The organism is Pseudaquabacterium pictum (assembly GCF_005403045.1).
GTDB lineage: Bacteria > Pseudomonadota > Gammaproteobacteria > Burkholderiales > Burkholderiaceae_C > Pseudaquabacterium > Pseudaquabacterium pictum.
Window position 1 is genome coordinate 76,007 of record NZ_BJCL01000004.1, and the last position, 13,995, is coordinate 90,001.

The window sequence follows — 13,995 nt, forward strand, 5'->3', positions numbered from 1 at the left end:
GCCATGGCCCGCCGCGCACCGCCCCTCCCTGCCGCCCCCACGCTGCGCCCCCTGGCCGCTGCGCTGGCCGGCGTGTTCCCGCTGGGCCTGGCCATGGCCGCCGAGCCGGTGGCCGCGCCCCGCATCAGCCTGCCGCCGCCGGCTGCCGCAGCGCTGCCGGTGCCCGCTGCGCGCTGGGTGGTCAACGGCGCGGCCCGCGTGGCAGCCGATGCCGCCAATGCCCAGGGCGGCCGCAACCTCACCATCGAGCAGAGCTCGCAGCGCGCCATCTACCACTGGCAGCGCTTCGACATCGGCGCAGCCAGCGGCGTGCACTTCGACATGCGCACCGGCGCCAACGGCACGGCGCTGAACCGGGTGGTGGGCGATGGCAGCGGCATCAGCCCCAGCCAGATCCTGGGCCGCCTCACCAGCAACGGCACGGTGGTGCTGGTCAACCAGAACGGCGTGCTGTTCGGCGCCAATGCGCAGGTCAACGTGGGCGGGTTGATCGCGTCGACGCTGAACGTCGGCGATGCCGACTTCCTCTCGGGCTTCACCAACAGCCTGTTCAGCACCGCGCCCACCTTCCTGCTGCAGGATGTACACCAGCCGCTGGCGCTGTTCGCCAACCCGGGCAACTTCGTGCTGGTGGAGCCCGGTGCGGCCATCACCACGCCGGCCGGCGGCCGGGTGATGCTGCTGGCCGAATCGGTGGAGAACCGCGGCCGCATCAGCACCCCGGGCGGGCAGACGGTGCTGGCCGCCGGCAACCAGGCCTACCTGCAGACGCCCACCGCCGAGCGGCTGTACGCGTCCGAGGCCAATGCCGACATCCCGGCGCTGCGCGGCCTGCTGGTCGAGGTGGATGGCGCCGGCCGCGCCAGCAACCTGGGCGAGATCCTGACCGAGCGCGGCAACACCACGCTGGTGGGCCTGGCGGTCAACCAGAGCGGCCGCATCTCGGCGTCGACCGGTGTCAGCGAGAACGGCTCGGTCTTCCTGCTGGCGCGCAACAAGGTGCAGGCCACGCAGACCAATGCGCTGGTCAAGCGCGCCACCGAGGGCGGCCAGCTGGTGCTGGGCCCGCAGAGCGACATCCGCCTGCTGCCGGCCACCGAGTCCGACAGCGCCGGCAAGCCGCTGACCTCGTCGGACAACTCGGCCTTCACCACCTCGCGGGTGGAGCTGTCGGGCGCGCAGATCGACCTGCGGGGCGGGTCGTCCATCGTGGCCCCGGGCGGCCTGGTGCGGGCCCGCGCCGAAGCCCAGCCGCTGTACGACGGCACGCTGGCCGATGCGCCGCCGCAGACCTTCCTGCCGGCCGATGCGCACAGCCGGCTGACGCTGAGCGACGGCGCCCGCATCGACGTGGCCGGCACCCGCAGCGAGACGCTGTCGGTGGCGCGGCAGTTCGTCACCACCGAGCTGCTGGGCAACAGCGACCTGCGCGACGCCCCGCTGCAGAAAGACGGTCCGCTCTACCGCAGCCGCGTCACCTTCGACCTGCGCCAGGGCGTGCCCATCCTGGGCGACACCAGCGCCTACAGCCGTGCGCTGCAGCGCACGGTCAACGAGCGCTTGTCGGTGGGCGGTGCGGTGCTGCTGGCGTCGCGCGGGGATCTGCACACCGCCGCCGGCGCGCGCATTGACCTGTCCGGCGGCCAGCTGACCTACACCGCCGCCAGCGTGCGGCCCAGCGCCCTGGTGGCCGACGACGGCAGCCGCTACAGCCTGAACACCGCCCGCGCCGACCTGCGCTACACCGCGCTGGAGAACGCCACCCAGACCGCCCGCAACCGCTGGCAGGACACCCTGCCCAGCTTCGCCAGCAACCTGGCCGGCCAGCTGGAGCCCGGCTACACCGAAGGCCGCGCCGCCGGCAGCCTGAGCCTGCTGGCCCGCCAGGCGGTGCTGGACGGCCAGGTGCTGGCCAGCACGCTGCAGGGCAGCCGCCAGACCAGCGGCAGCGATGCCCTGGCCGGCCGTGCCAGCCTGGCGCTGGCACTGAGCGCACCCTTCAACACCACATTCGGCACCGCCGCCATCAACCCGGCCGACCTGCGGCTGGCCGCCGCCGCCAGCGGCCTGTCCGCACCGGACTGGGCCGCCCTGGGCAGCAACGGGTCGGCGCTGGCCGATCTGGTGGCCGGTAGCCACTGGTCGGCCACGGCCCTCACTGCTGCCGACCCTAGCCGGCTGACGATCAGCACCACCGGCGCCCTGCTGCAGCAGGACGGCGCCCACCTGCGCCTGGGCCCACGCACCAGCATCAGCCTGACGGCCCAGGGTGCCGGCGGCCTCACGCTGGGCGCCGACATCACCAGCGCCGGCGGCAGCCTGACGGCCCGCACCGCCGATGCCGCCGCCGGCTCGGCCACCGGCCCGGGCGTGGCCGGCACGCTGCAGCTGGGCGCGGCCGCCCGGCTGGACATGGCCGGCACCTGGGTCAACCAGGCCGCGGCGGTGCAGGCCCTGCCGGCACCGGCGCTGGCCGGCGGCAGCGTGGCGCTGCAGGCCGCCCACGGGTTGCAGCTGGACGCGGGCAGCGCCATCGACGTGTCCGGCGGCGCCACGGTGCGCACCAACGGCAGCGTGCAGGGCACCGCGGCCGGCAGCATCACGCTGGAGGGCAACACCGGCCTGGCCTCGCCCGGCGAGGCACTGGCACCGGTGCTGCTGGGCAGCCAGCTGGCCGGCTTCGCGATCAACGGCGGCGGCAGCCTGAAGCTGCGCGCCGCCGACGTGCACATCGTCGCCGACACCGCCGGCCAGCCCGCGCTGCAGGCGCTGGACGGCGGCCTGGGCCTGCAGCTGGGCACCAGCTTCTTCCAGCAGGGCGGCTTCGCCAGCTTCGACATCGACGGCGCCAACCGCCTGGTGCTGGAACCGGGCGCGGTGCTGGCGCCGCGCCAGCTGAATTGGCTGGCCGGCGCCGACGCCCGCCTGTCGGCCAGCGGCAGCCGCCCGGCCGAGGTGCTGCAGACCAGCCGGCTGGACGACGCCCTGCGCCAGCCGGTGCACCTGGCCCTGCGTGCCACCGGCACCGACCGGGTGCTGCCCGCCGGTGCGCTGACGCTGTCGGCCGGGTCCGCCATCCAGGCCGATGCCCGCGCCAATGTGCAGCTCATTGCCGGGCGCGACCTGCTGGCCGCCGGCCAGGTGCAGGCGGCGGGCGGCAACGTGGCGCTGTCGCTGGCCGGCAGCTTCAGCGGCGTGCCGGCGGGGTATGCGGGAAGCCTGGTGCTGGCCAGCGGCGCGGGGATCGACGTGGCGGGCACCACGCTGGTCACACCCACCACCAACGGCCTGCAGCAAGGCCAGGTGCTGGCCGGCGGCACGGTCAGCATCAGCGGCGCACGGCTCACCGGCATCGACCTGCAGCCCGGCGCGGTGATCCGCCTGGACGGCGCCAGCGCGGTGCTGAACCAACCCACCCCGACCGGCGCAGGTGCCACCGCCACCCAGCGCGTCCACGTGCACAGCGATGCCGGCCAGCTGCAGATCGCCACGCAGGAAGGCGGCGGCCGGCTGGCCGCCACGGTGTCGGCCAAGGGCGGGCGCAGCGCCGCCGGCCAGGCCGCCGGCGGCAGCCTGGGCGTGCGCCTGTCGGCGCAGGCCAATGCCACCGATGCCAGCCAGGACCGCGACGATGTGCAGCTGCGGGTGCAGGCCGGCGCGGCCGATGCGCCGGTGCAGGCCGGCGTGGTCACGCTGTCGGCCGATGCGGTGCGCGACGCCGGCCTGGCCAGCCTGAGCCTGCGGTCCAGCGACCGCATCCGCTTCGACGGCGATGTGGCGCTGGACCTGCAGCGCGCGCTGACGCTGGACGCGCCGGTCATCGAGGCCACTGCGGGCGCCGACGTGCGCCTGTCCACTGCCGGCGTGCTGACGGTGGGCAACACCGACACCGGCACCCGCTTCAACGACAGCGCCCGGCCCAACAACCAGGTGCAGCGGCCGGCCAGCGGCGGCAGCGCCAGCCTGGCGCTGCAGGGCGACCTGGTGCAGCTGGTCGGCCGTCAGGCGCTGCAGGGCGTGGGCACGCTGGACCTGCGCAGCACCACCGAGCTGCGGCTGCGCGGCGCCAACGTCGGCAGCGGCGCCACCGGCAGCCTGGCCACCGCGGCCGATGTGACGCTGCTGGCCGCCCGCGTGGCGCCGGCCACCGACACCACCTACCAGCTGCTGGCCCCCGGCCACCGCCTGCGCATCGACGCTGGTGGCACCCTGGCCGACCCGCTGCTGTCGGCCGGCGGCGTGCTGACGCTGCAGGCCGCGCAGATCGAACAGTTCGGCCGCGTGCAGGCGCCGTTCGGCCAGATCACGCTGGACGCCAGCGAGCGGCTGACGCTGGGCAGCGGCAGCATCACCTCGGTGGCGGGTGGCAACACCACCGTGCCCTACGGCAGCGCGGTCGCCAACACCGCAGGCAGCGCCTGGACGGCCGGCGACGGCCGCAGCCTGGCCAGCGGCCCGGCCAAGTCCATCCAGCTGAAGGTGGCCGGCGGCAGCGCCGAGGTGCAGGCCGGCGCCACGCTGGACCTGTCGGGCGGCGGCAGCCTGCAGGCGCAGTCCTTCGTGCCCGGGCCGGGCGGCTCGCGCGATGTCTTTGCCGGCGGTGCCGACGGCGCCTTCGCGGTGCTGCCCGGCGTGCAGGCCTACGCGCCGCATGACGACGCGATCCTGGCGGCGGTGAACGACCGCAACCAACCGGTCAGCGTGCGCCCCGGCGACACCATCACCTTCGGGCCCGGCGGGCCGATCCCGGCCGGCACCTACGCCCGCCTGCCGGCGCGTTACGCGGTGCTGGATGGCGCCTTCCTGGTGCGGCCGGCGGCCGGCAACCTGGGGCTGGGCCAGACCCAGGCGCAGCCATCAGGCGCCACCCTGGTGGGCGCCCGCACCGGCCTGCGCGCCGATGCCGCGGCCGGCCTGGCGCCGGCGGCCGACAGCACCTGGCAGGTGCTGCCGTCGGCGCTGGCGCGGCGGTCCAGCGAGATCCGGACCGCCCAGGCCGACACCGTGTTCGCCGCGGGCCAGGGCCGGCCCATGGATGCCGGCCAGCTGGCCATCGAGACCGGCGCGCTGACGCTGGCCGGCGCCCTGCGCTTCGACCTGCCCGGCGGCACCGCCGGCCGGGGTGCGGTGGGCGGCGAGCTGGCCATCGCCTCGCGCCACATCCTGATCGACAGCGCCGGCAACGCCGAAGCAGGCAGCCTGCTGCTGACACCAGCGCAGCTGCAGGCCGCCGGTGCCCAGCGGCTGCTGATCGGCGCCACCCGCGGCGCTGACGGCCAGCTGGCGGTGCAAGCCGACACCATCCGCGTGGGCGCCGGCCTGGACCTGGCCGCTGCCGCCGACCTGACCCTGGCCGCCACCGACAGCCTGCAGGTGGGCGCCGGCACCCGGCTGGGCACCCGCGGCAGCCTGGCCGCCGGCAGCGCCACCGAACTGCGCCTGGCCGGCGACGGCGCGCTGCTGCGGCTGTCGGCCGATGCCGAGGCCAGCACCCGGCGCAGCGGCACCAGCCGCCTGGCCGGCACGCTGGACCTGCGCACGGGCGTGCAGCTGCAGGCCGCCTCGGTGCTGGCCGAGGCCACGCAGGCGGTGCAGCTGGCGGCCGATGTCGCGGTGGCGGCCCAGGCCGTCACGCTGGGCGGGCCGCGCATCGCCGTGGGCGCGGGCGATGGCGATGCGCTGGCGCTGTCGGCTGCGCTGGCCGCCCAGCTGGGCCAGGCCGAGGCGCTGACGCTGCGCAGCTTCAGCAGCATCGACTTCTTCGGCGACGCATCGCTGGGCAGCCCCGGCCAGCGCCGGCTGGCACTGGACGCCGGCAGCCTGCGCCTGGCCACGCCCGGCAGCACGGTGACCGTGCAGGCCGGCGCGCTGGACCTGGTCAACACCAGCGGCGCGGCGGCCACGGCCGGCAGCGGCGGCAGCAGCCAGCTGCGGCTGCTGGCCGGCGGCACGCTGACGCTGGGTGGCGGCACCGTGGCCGTCGACGGCGCCGACCACACCCTGCTGCGCGCCGATGGTGGCCTGGTGGCCGGGGTGGCAGACAACGCCCCCGCCCGCCTGGCGACCAGCGGCGATCTGACCCTGCAGACGCCGCTGCTGACCGCCGGCACCGGCGCCAGCGCCAGCCTGACCGCCACCGGTGCGCTGCAGCTGCAGCCGCTGCCGGCCGGCCGTGCGCCCAGCGCCAGCCTGCCCACGCCGGGCGCAGGCGCCCATCTGCAGCTGCAGGCCGGCACCGTGGCGCTGGACGGCCGCGTGGCGCTGCCGTCCGGCGCGCTGCAAGTCCAGACGCGCGGTGCGGGCGCGGACGGCGTGGCGGTGCACCTGGGCAGCGCCGGCGTGCTCGACCTGGCCGGCCAGACGCGGCGCATCGACGGTGTGACGATCGCCACGCCCGGCGGCGACCTGCAGCTGCGTGCCGACGCCGGCAGCGTGCGGCTGGATGGCCTGGTCGATGTCTCCGGCGCTGCCGGTGCTCCGGCCACTGCCAGCATGCCGCGGCGGCCGGCCAGCCAGGGCGGCAGCCTCAGCCTGCAGGCCGCCGCCGGCGCCATCGACCTGGGCGGCACGCTGCGCGGCCACAGCAGCGCCGGTGCCGATGGCGCGACGCTGCGCATCGATGCCCGCGACGCCGTCGATCCGGCGCAACTGCAGGCCCTGCTGACCGCCAGCGCAGCGGCCGACGGCAGTGGCAATTTCAACGGCCTGCTGGCGCTGCGCAACCGGCAGGGCGACCAGACGGTGGCCGCCGGCACCAGGCTGCAGGCCGCCACGATCGACCTGGCCAGCGACGCCGGGCGGCTGACCGTGGCCGGCAGCCTGGTCACCGACGGCGCCACTGGCGGCCAGGTGCTGCTGGCGGCAGGCCAGGACCTGCAACTGGCCGACAGCAGCCGCATCCGCGCCACCGGCGTGGCTGGCCAGCCTGGCCGGGTGACGCTGGCCAGCCGCGATGGCAGCGTGCAGATCGCGCCGCAGGCCGGCATCGACGTCGCGTCCGCAGCCGGCGCGGCCAGTGGCGAGCTGCTGCTGCGGGCCCCACGCACGCCCGGCGGCGACGTGGCCGTCGGCGCGCTGAGCGGCCGCATCCAGGGCGCCGCCCGGGTGGTGGTGGAGGCGGTGCAGGTCTACCAGGCGGACACCATCGTGGCGGGTGACCTGGCACCGACCGCAGCACCGACACCGGCCCCGACTGCGGCGCCAACTCCCGCCCCGACGCCTGCCCCCACGGCTGCACCGACCGCCGCGCCCAGCCCGGCGCCGACGGGCGCGCCCGCGCCGGCACCCACCGCGCCACCGGCCACGTCGACCATCGGCGTGACGCCGCCGACGCCGCCCGACCAGGTGCCCGGCGCGGCCGCCACCAAGACAGCTGCGGACGCGGCCAATCCGGGCAGCTCGACCGTGGGCAGCAAGCCGCCGTCGCCGCCTTCGAGCATCCCGGCGCCGACCGCGGCACCGACGCCAGCCCCCACGCCGGCGCCCACCCCGGCCCCGACGCCCGCACCGACACCTGCACCAACGCCCGCACCAACGCCCGCACCCACGGCAGCGCCTGGGGAGTCGACGGTGGGCGTCAAGCCGCCAGCGCCACCGTCCGTGGTGCCGACCCCGGCACCCACCCCCGCGCCAACCGTGGCGCCGACGCCGGCGCCAACACCGGCACCCACCGCCGCGCCGACGCCAGCGCCAACACCGGCACCCACCGCAGCACCGACACCTGCGCCAACACCGGCACCCACCGCAGCACCGACACCTGCGCCAACACCGGCACCCACCGCAGCACCGACACCTGCGCCAACACCTGCACCCACCGCAGCACCGACACCTGCGCCAACACCGGCACCCACCGCGGCCCCCACACCTGCTCCCACTGCTGCCCCCACCGCAGCCCCCACCGCAGCCCCCACACCTGCCCCCACCGCAGCCCCTACCGCAGCGCCGACACCGGCGCCGACGCCTGCACCCACGCCCGCCCCCACCGTTGCGCCCACGCCGGCGCCGTCACCGGGCGGCTCGACGATCGGCGTGAAGCCACCGCTGCCGCCGTCGGTCGTCCCCACCGTGGCGCCCACGCCGGCGCCCACCGCTGCACCCACGCCGGCGCCGACACCGGCCCCAACCGCGGCCCCGACGCCAGCACCAACCCCAGCGCCCACGGCTGCGCTCACACCCGCACCCACGGCCGCGCCCACACCCGCACCGACGCCCGCACCCACGGCTGCGCCCGCACCGGGCAGTTCAACCATTGGCGTGACGCCCCCGCTGCCGCCATCGGCCGTGCCCACGGCAGCGCCCACGCCCGGGCCGACCCCAGCGCCCACCGCGGCGCCAAGTCCGTCGCCCACGGTTGCACCCACCGCCGCGCCGACGCCAGCGCCCACCGCGGCGCCCACGCCAGCCCCGACGCCGGCGCCCACCGCGGCGCCGACGCAGGCCGTGGGCACGGCGCAGATCCAGCGCGACAACCAGGCCTTCGCCGGCGCCGACGGCAGCGGGCTGGCAGCCATCGCCGGCCGGTTGACCGGTGGCGACGGCATGCTGGCACCAGCCGTGCAGGTGCGGCCCGGCGTGGAGGTGCGCAGCGCCGGCCGCCTGCGCCTGCAGGGCGACTGGAACCTGCTCGACTTCGACGACACCGGCACCGTGCTGCCGCGCCCCGGCGGCGCACCCACCGTGCTGACCCTGCGCGCTGCCGGCGACCTGGTGCTGGACCACAGCCTCAGCGACGGCCTGCGCAGCAGCACCCGCGAGACCGCCGGCAACGCGGGCAGCACGCTGGCCGACCGGGCCGCGGCGGTGCGACCCGACAGCACCATCGTCGCCGGCGAAGGCGCCAGCCTGCGCCTGGTCGGCGGCGCCGACCTGGGCGCGGCGCGGGTGCTGGAGACACGCAGCGACGGCACCGGCGATGTGCGCATCGGCCGCCAGGATGGCGCCAACGCGGCCGACGTCATCGTGCGCACCACCACCGGGCGCATCGACATCGCGGCCGGGCGCGACGTGGCCCTGGCCAATGCCAAGGCCGTGGTCTACACCACCGGTCTGCCGCAGCCCACGGCCGGCATCGCTGGTCTGGTGCTGCCGGCTGCCAGCCAGCTGCTGGCGGCCGGCCAGGAAGGCAACAGCCGGCAGAGCCCGTTCCTGGACGGCGGCGGCGACATCACGCTGCAGGCCAGGCGCGACCTGGTCGGTGCGGCCGGCAGCGGCGCCAGCCCCTACGGCACCGACTGGTGGTGGCGCAGTGCCAGCGGCACCACCGGCGCACTGAACTGGTGGAGCCGCTACGACCTGTTCCAGCAGGGCGTGGCCACCTTCGGCGGCGGCAGCCTGGCGGCCATGGCCGGTGGCGATGCGCGCGGCCTGGCGCTGTCCACCGCGGCCAGCGGCAGCCTGACGCAGGACAGCGGCAGCGGCCGCAGCCTGCTGGGCTTTGGCGGCGGCGCGCTGCACTGGCAGGTCAGCGGCAACCTGGTCGACGGCTTCGTGTTCGCCGGCGGCGACCGCGCCACCATCGATGCCGGTGGCGCCGTGCAATCCAGCACCGGCTTCAACGGCCTGCAACTGATGCACCTGGACACGCAGGTGTCGGTCACCGCCCGCAACGGCCTGGACCTGGGCCAGGTGGCATCGGCCGGCCTGGTGGCACCACTGGCGCGGCAGGGCACGCAGTCGACCAACGGCGTGCTGCTGGCCGGGCTGTCGCCCGCAGCCAGCCTGGGCGTGCTGAGCACCGCTGGCAGCGTGGCCTACAGCGGCCAGGTGCCGACCGCGCTGACCGGCAACTACAGCCAGCGCAGCCAGGCCGAGCGGGTGGTGCCATCGTCGACCTGGATGGCCGCACCCGAAGGCAGCCTGCGGCTGCAGGGCGACCTGGTGCAGGCGCCGGTGCTGGGCGCCGACCTGCTGCTGCTGGCGCGCGACGATGTCACCCTGTCGGCCATCGCCATCACCGGCAGCCAGCCGGCCTTCGCCCGGCCCTTTGCCTCCGATGCCAGCGGCCTGGCCGACCGGCTGGACCCCTTCCCCCGCAACAGCAGCGCCACCGCGCCGGCCGGCCAGCCGCCGCTGCGGGTGGTGGCCGAGACCGGCAGCCTGCGCTTCGATGCGGTGCAGGCGCTGAGCCCGGCGCGGCTGGTCGCCGGCCAGGACCTGGTGGGCCGGGCGCTGTCGCTCCAGCACCAGGCCAGCGATGCGCTGAGCCTGCTGCAGGCTGGCGGCGACCTGGTGTTCGATGCCGTCACCGGGGACGCCAACTTCAGCGCCAAGCTGCAGGGCCCGGGCGACCTGGTGGTGCTGGCCGGGCGCGACGTGGTGCTGGGCAGCTCCGGCGGCATCGGCAGCGTGGGCAACCTGGAGAACAGCGCGCTGCTGGCCGGCGGTGCCGCGATCACCGTGGTCGCCGGCGTGCAGCTGGGCACGGCCGATGTGGCGCAGGCAAGCAGCCGCCATGTGGCGGTGCTGGGCGGTGCCGGCCTGGCCAGCCAGGCGGCGCAGCTGTTCGTGCAGCTCGATGCGCTGGCGGCCGGCCGCACGCCGCCGGCCATCGGCTCGGCCGAGGCCCAGGCGGCAGCCACTGCCCATGGCCAGGCGACGCTGGACGAACGCCAGGCCCGCATCCAGGCCCTGGTGGGCGCCGGCCCGCTGGCGGCGCAGGCAGCAGACTTCCTGGCCCAACGCGGCCTGGCGCCGGTGGCGCCGGCGCAGGCGCTGGCCGCCCTGGCCCAGCAGCCCGCCGCGCTGCGCGAAAGCTTCCTCGGCCATGCCCTGGCCGAGGCCTGGCTGGCGCGGGTGGATGGCAGCGCGCGCAACGCCGCGGTGCTGGCGCTGGCCACCTTGGCCCCAGCCACGCCGGCGACGGCCGACGCACCCGCCGATCCACGCAGCGGCTACCTGCCGCGGCTGCGCAGCTTCCTGCAGGCGCGCACCGGCCAGGCAGTCGACAACGCCCAGGCCCTGGCCGCCTTCGACGCCCTGCCGCCCGAGCAGCGGTTGCTGTGGCTGCAGCAGGTGCTGTTCGACGAGCTGCGCTTTGCCGGCCGCACCGCTGCCCGCAGCGATGGCGCCGAGCGCGCCGCCGCCTACGAGCGCGGCTTCAGCACCCTGGCCGCGCTGTTCCCGGGCAGCCGGGCGACCGGCGAGATCCGCATGACCGCCAGCCAGATCAAGACCCAGCAGGGCGGCGCGGTGCACCTGCTGGCGCCGGGCGGTGGCGTCAACGCGGGCGAGACCTTCAGCGGCGGTGCGGTCAAGCCGGCCAGCGCCATCGGCATCGTCACCGTGGCTGGTGGCGATGTGCAGATCGCTGCGCGCGACAGCCTGGTGGTCAACCAGTCGCGGGTGTTCACCGTCGGCCAGGGCGATGTGCTGATCTGGGCCAGCCGGGGCGACATCGACGCCGGCCGCGGCGCCAAGACGGTGACCGGCGCGCCCGCGCCGATCACCCGCATCGACCGCAACGGCAATGTGGTGGTCGACACCTCGGCCGCCTTCTCCGGCAGCGGCATCGCGGTGCTGGATGCGAAGAGCACGCTGGACCTGTTCGCGCCGTCCGGCGAGATCAACGCCGGCGATGCCGGCATCCAGTCACGCGGCAATGCCAACCTGGCTGCCGAGCGGCTGGTGGGCGCCGATGCGATCAGCGTGCGCGGCGACACCAGCAGCAACATGCCGCCGCCGGCGGTGAATGCCGCCACCGCGCTGCCGGCCACCGTGGCCACCGCCGGCCTGGCCAATGCCAGCCCCGCCGCCAGCGACGACGAGGCGCAGAAGCGGCGCCGCCGGCGCAACCTGATCCTGGACTTCCTCGGCTTCAGCCAAGGCGACTGACCCCATGCACACCTCCACCTTCCTCCCCGCCCGGGCCCGCGCCGCGGCCGCCGGCCTGCTGCTGTGTCTGTCGGGCGTGCTGGGCCTGGCCGGGCCGGCCCAGGCCTGGTGGCAGGCCGACTGGCCGCAGCGCACCCGCTACACGCTGGACACCAGCAACCAGGGCCAGCCGACCACCGAGGCGGTGAACGGCCTGCCGCTGGCCATCCGCCTGCACAGCGGCAACTTCGACTTCGCCGGTGCCAAGGACGACGGCAGCGACCTGCGGGTGCTGGCCGCCGACGACAAGACGGTGCTGCCGCACCGCATCGAACGCTTCGATGCGGTCAACGAGCTGGCGGTGGTCTGGGTCACGCTGCCGGCGGTGCTGCCGGGCAGCGACAAGAACGCGGTGCTGGTCTACAGCGGCAACCTGCAGGCGCCGGCCGCCACCGGCAGCCCGGCCGCCGATGCGGCGCTGAAGCTGGCGGTGGGCTTCGACGATGCCGCCGGCCGCGGCCAGGACCGGGTGGCCGGCGCGCTGGCCACCACCCCGGTGGTGCGCGAGGCCAACGCCCTGCTGGCTGGCGGCGCCCGGCTGGACGGCAGCACGCTGCAGTGGCCGGCGGCCGATGCGCTGGCGATCACCCCCGGCGGTGCGGCCACCGTGTCGCTGTGGCTGCGTGCCGATGCGGTGGACGGCGGCCAGGTGCTGCGCTGGGGCCCGCTGCAGATCGCCCTGGCCGGCGGCAAGCTGCAGGCCCGCGTGGGCGGCACGGTGCTGGACGGCGGCCCGCTGACCGCCGCCACCTGGACCCATGTGGCCCTGGTGCTGGAAGGCGCCAAGGCGCGGCTGCATGTCAACGGCGGCGAGGTGGCGCAGGCCGCCGTGGCCACACCCGCGTTGGCCGGCGCGCTGCAGCTGGGTGGCACAGAAGGGAGCACCGCGCTGCGCGGCGCAGTGGACGAGCTGCAGGTGGCCGCCGCCGCCCGCAGCGCCCCCTGGCTGGCCCTGGTGGCCGGCTCGCAGGGCAGTGCCGGCAAGCTGGTGAAGGCGGTGCGCGAGAGCGACGGCGAGGCCGACGGCGGCGGCCAGCACGGCTACATGGGCATCCTGGTCAAGAACCTCACCATCGACGCCTGGGTGGTGATCGTCATCCTGGGCGTGATGTTCGTGGTGGCCGCCCTGGTGATGGTGGTCAAGCTGCGCTACATCGTGCGCGCCGACCGCGACAACCGGCAGTTCCTGGGCCGCTTCCGCCAGGCCACCGATGCGCTGCTGCAGCTCGACCAGGGCGCCGCCCACCCCAACTCCACGCTGTACCGGCTGTACCTGGCCGGCCAGCGCGAGCTGCGCAAGCGCCGGGTCGGCGAGCCGGGCATGGCGCCACTGTCGGGCGCGTCGATCGACGCGGTGAAGGCCTCGGTCGATGCCGACCTGGTGCGCGAGAGCCACCGCCTGAACGGCCAGATGGTGTGGCTGACCATCGCCATCTCCGGCGGCCCGTTCCTGGGCCTGCTGGGCACGGTGGTGGGCGTGATGATCACCTTCGCGGCCATCGCCGCGGCCGGCGATGTCAACGTCAACGCCATCGCCCCCGGCATCGCCGCGGCGCTGCTGGCCACGGTGGCCGGCCTGGGCGTGGCCATCCCGGCGCTGTTCGGCTACAACTACCTGGCCTCGCGCATCAAGACGCTGTCGGCCGACATGCAGATCTTCGTCGACGAGTTCATCACTCGGATCGCCGAGGAATACGGCGCACGATGAGCGCCGACATCAAGGCTGAGAACCAGCCGTATGACGACATCAACGTCACACCGATGCTGGACCTGGCCTATGTGCTGCTGGTGGTGTTCATCATCCTCACCACCGCCTCGGTGCAGGGCGTGAAGGTGGACTCGCCCAACACCCGCGCCAGCGAGAACCTGGCGCGGCCGCAGACCCGCGCCATCACCATCACCGCCGACGGCACGGTGTTCCTCGACGCCTACCCGGTGGACATCGCGCAGCTGAAGAGCCGCCTGGCCGACCACAAGGCCGCCAACCCGGCCCTGCCGGTGGTGCTGAAGGCCGACGCCGCCGCGCAGTACGACACGGTGATGCAGGTGCTGGAAGTGGCCAAGGCGCTGGACATCACCGAGCTGGGCCTGGTCACCAAGCGCCAGGCACCCTGAGCCCAGGAGCCA

Annotated in this window: 3 protein-coding genes; all 3 read left to right on the plus strand. The window is 75.6% G+C overall.

Annotated features, from left to right (window positions below):
* Positions 1 to 3 precede the first annotated feature (3 nt).
* Genes FFT10_RS09970 through FFT10_RS09980 form a run of 3 tightly spaced genes read left to right on the plus strand, consistent with a single transcriptional unit; the run spans position 4 to position 13,983 of the window.
* The gene (locus FFT10_RS09970; protein WP_137732670.1) at positions 4 to 11,829 is read left to right on the plus strand and encodes a filamentous hemagglutinin family protein; all 11,826 of its coding nucleotides are present in this window, start codon (positions 4 to 6) and stop codon (positions 11,827 to 11,829) included.
* Between the two features lie 4 nt (positions 11,830 to 11,833).
* The gene (locus FFT10_RS09975) at positions 11,834 to 13,576 is read left to right on the plus strand and encodes a DUF2341 domain-containing protein (protein ID WP_137732671.1); all 1,743 of its coding nucleotides are present in this window, start codon (positions 11,834 to 11,836) and stop codon (positions 13,574 to 13,576) included.
* Positions 13,573 to 13,983, plus strand: coding sequence for an ExbD/TolR family protein (locus FFT10_RS09980; protein WP_137732672.1), 411 nt, complete (start codon positions 13,573 to 13,575; stop codon positions 13,981 to 13,983). The genes FFT10_RS09975 and FFT10_RS09980 overlap by 4 nt, the downstream gene beginning before the upstream one ends.
* The last annotated feature ends 12 nt before the right edge of the window (positions 13,984 to 13,995 follow it).

Coding starts and splice junctions, on each gene's coding strand:
- FFT10_RS09980 (WP_137732672.1), top strand. CDS start 13,573: ATGAGCGCCGACATCAAGGCTGAGAACCAGCCGTATGACGACATCAAC.
- FFT10_RS09975 (WP_137732671.1), top strand. CDS start 11,834: ATGCACACCTCCACCTTCCTCCCCGCCCGGGCCCGCGCCGCGGCCGCC.
- FFT10_RS09970 (WP_137732670.1), top strand. CDS start 4: ATGGCCCGCCGCGCACCGCCCCTCCCTGCCGCCCCCACGCTGCGCCCC.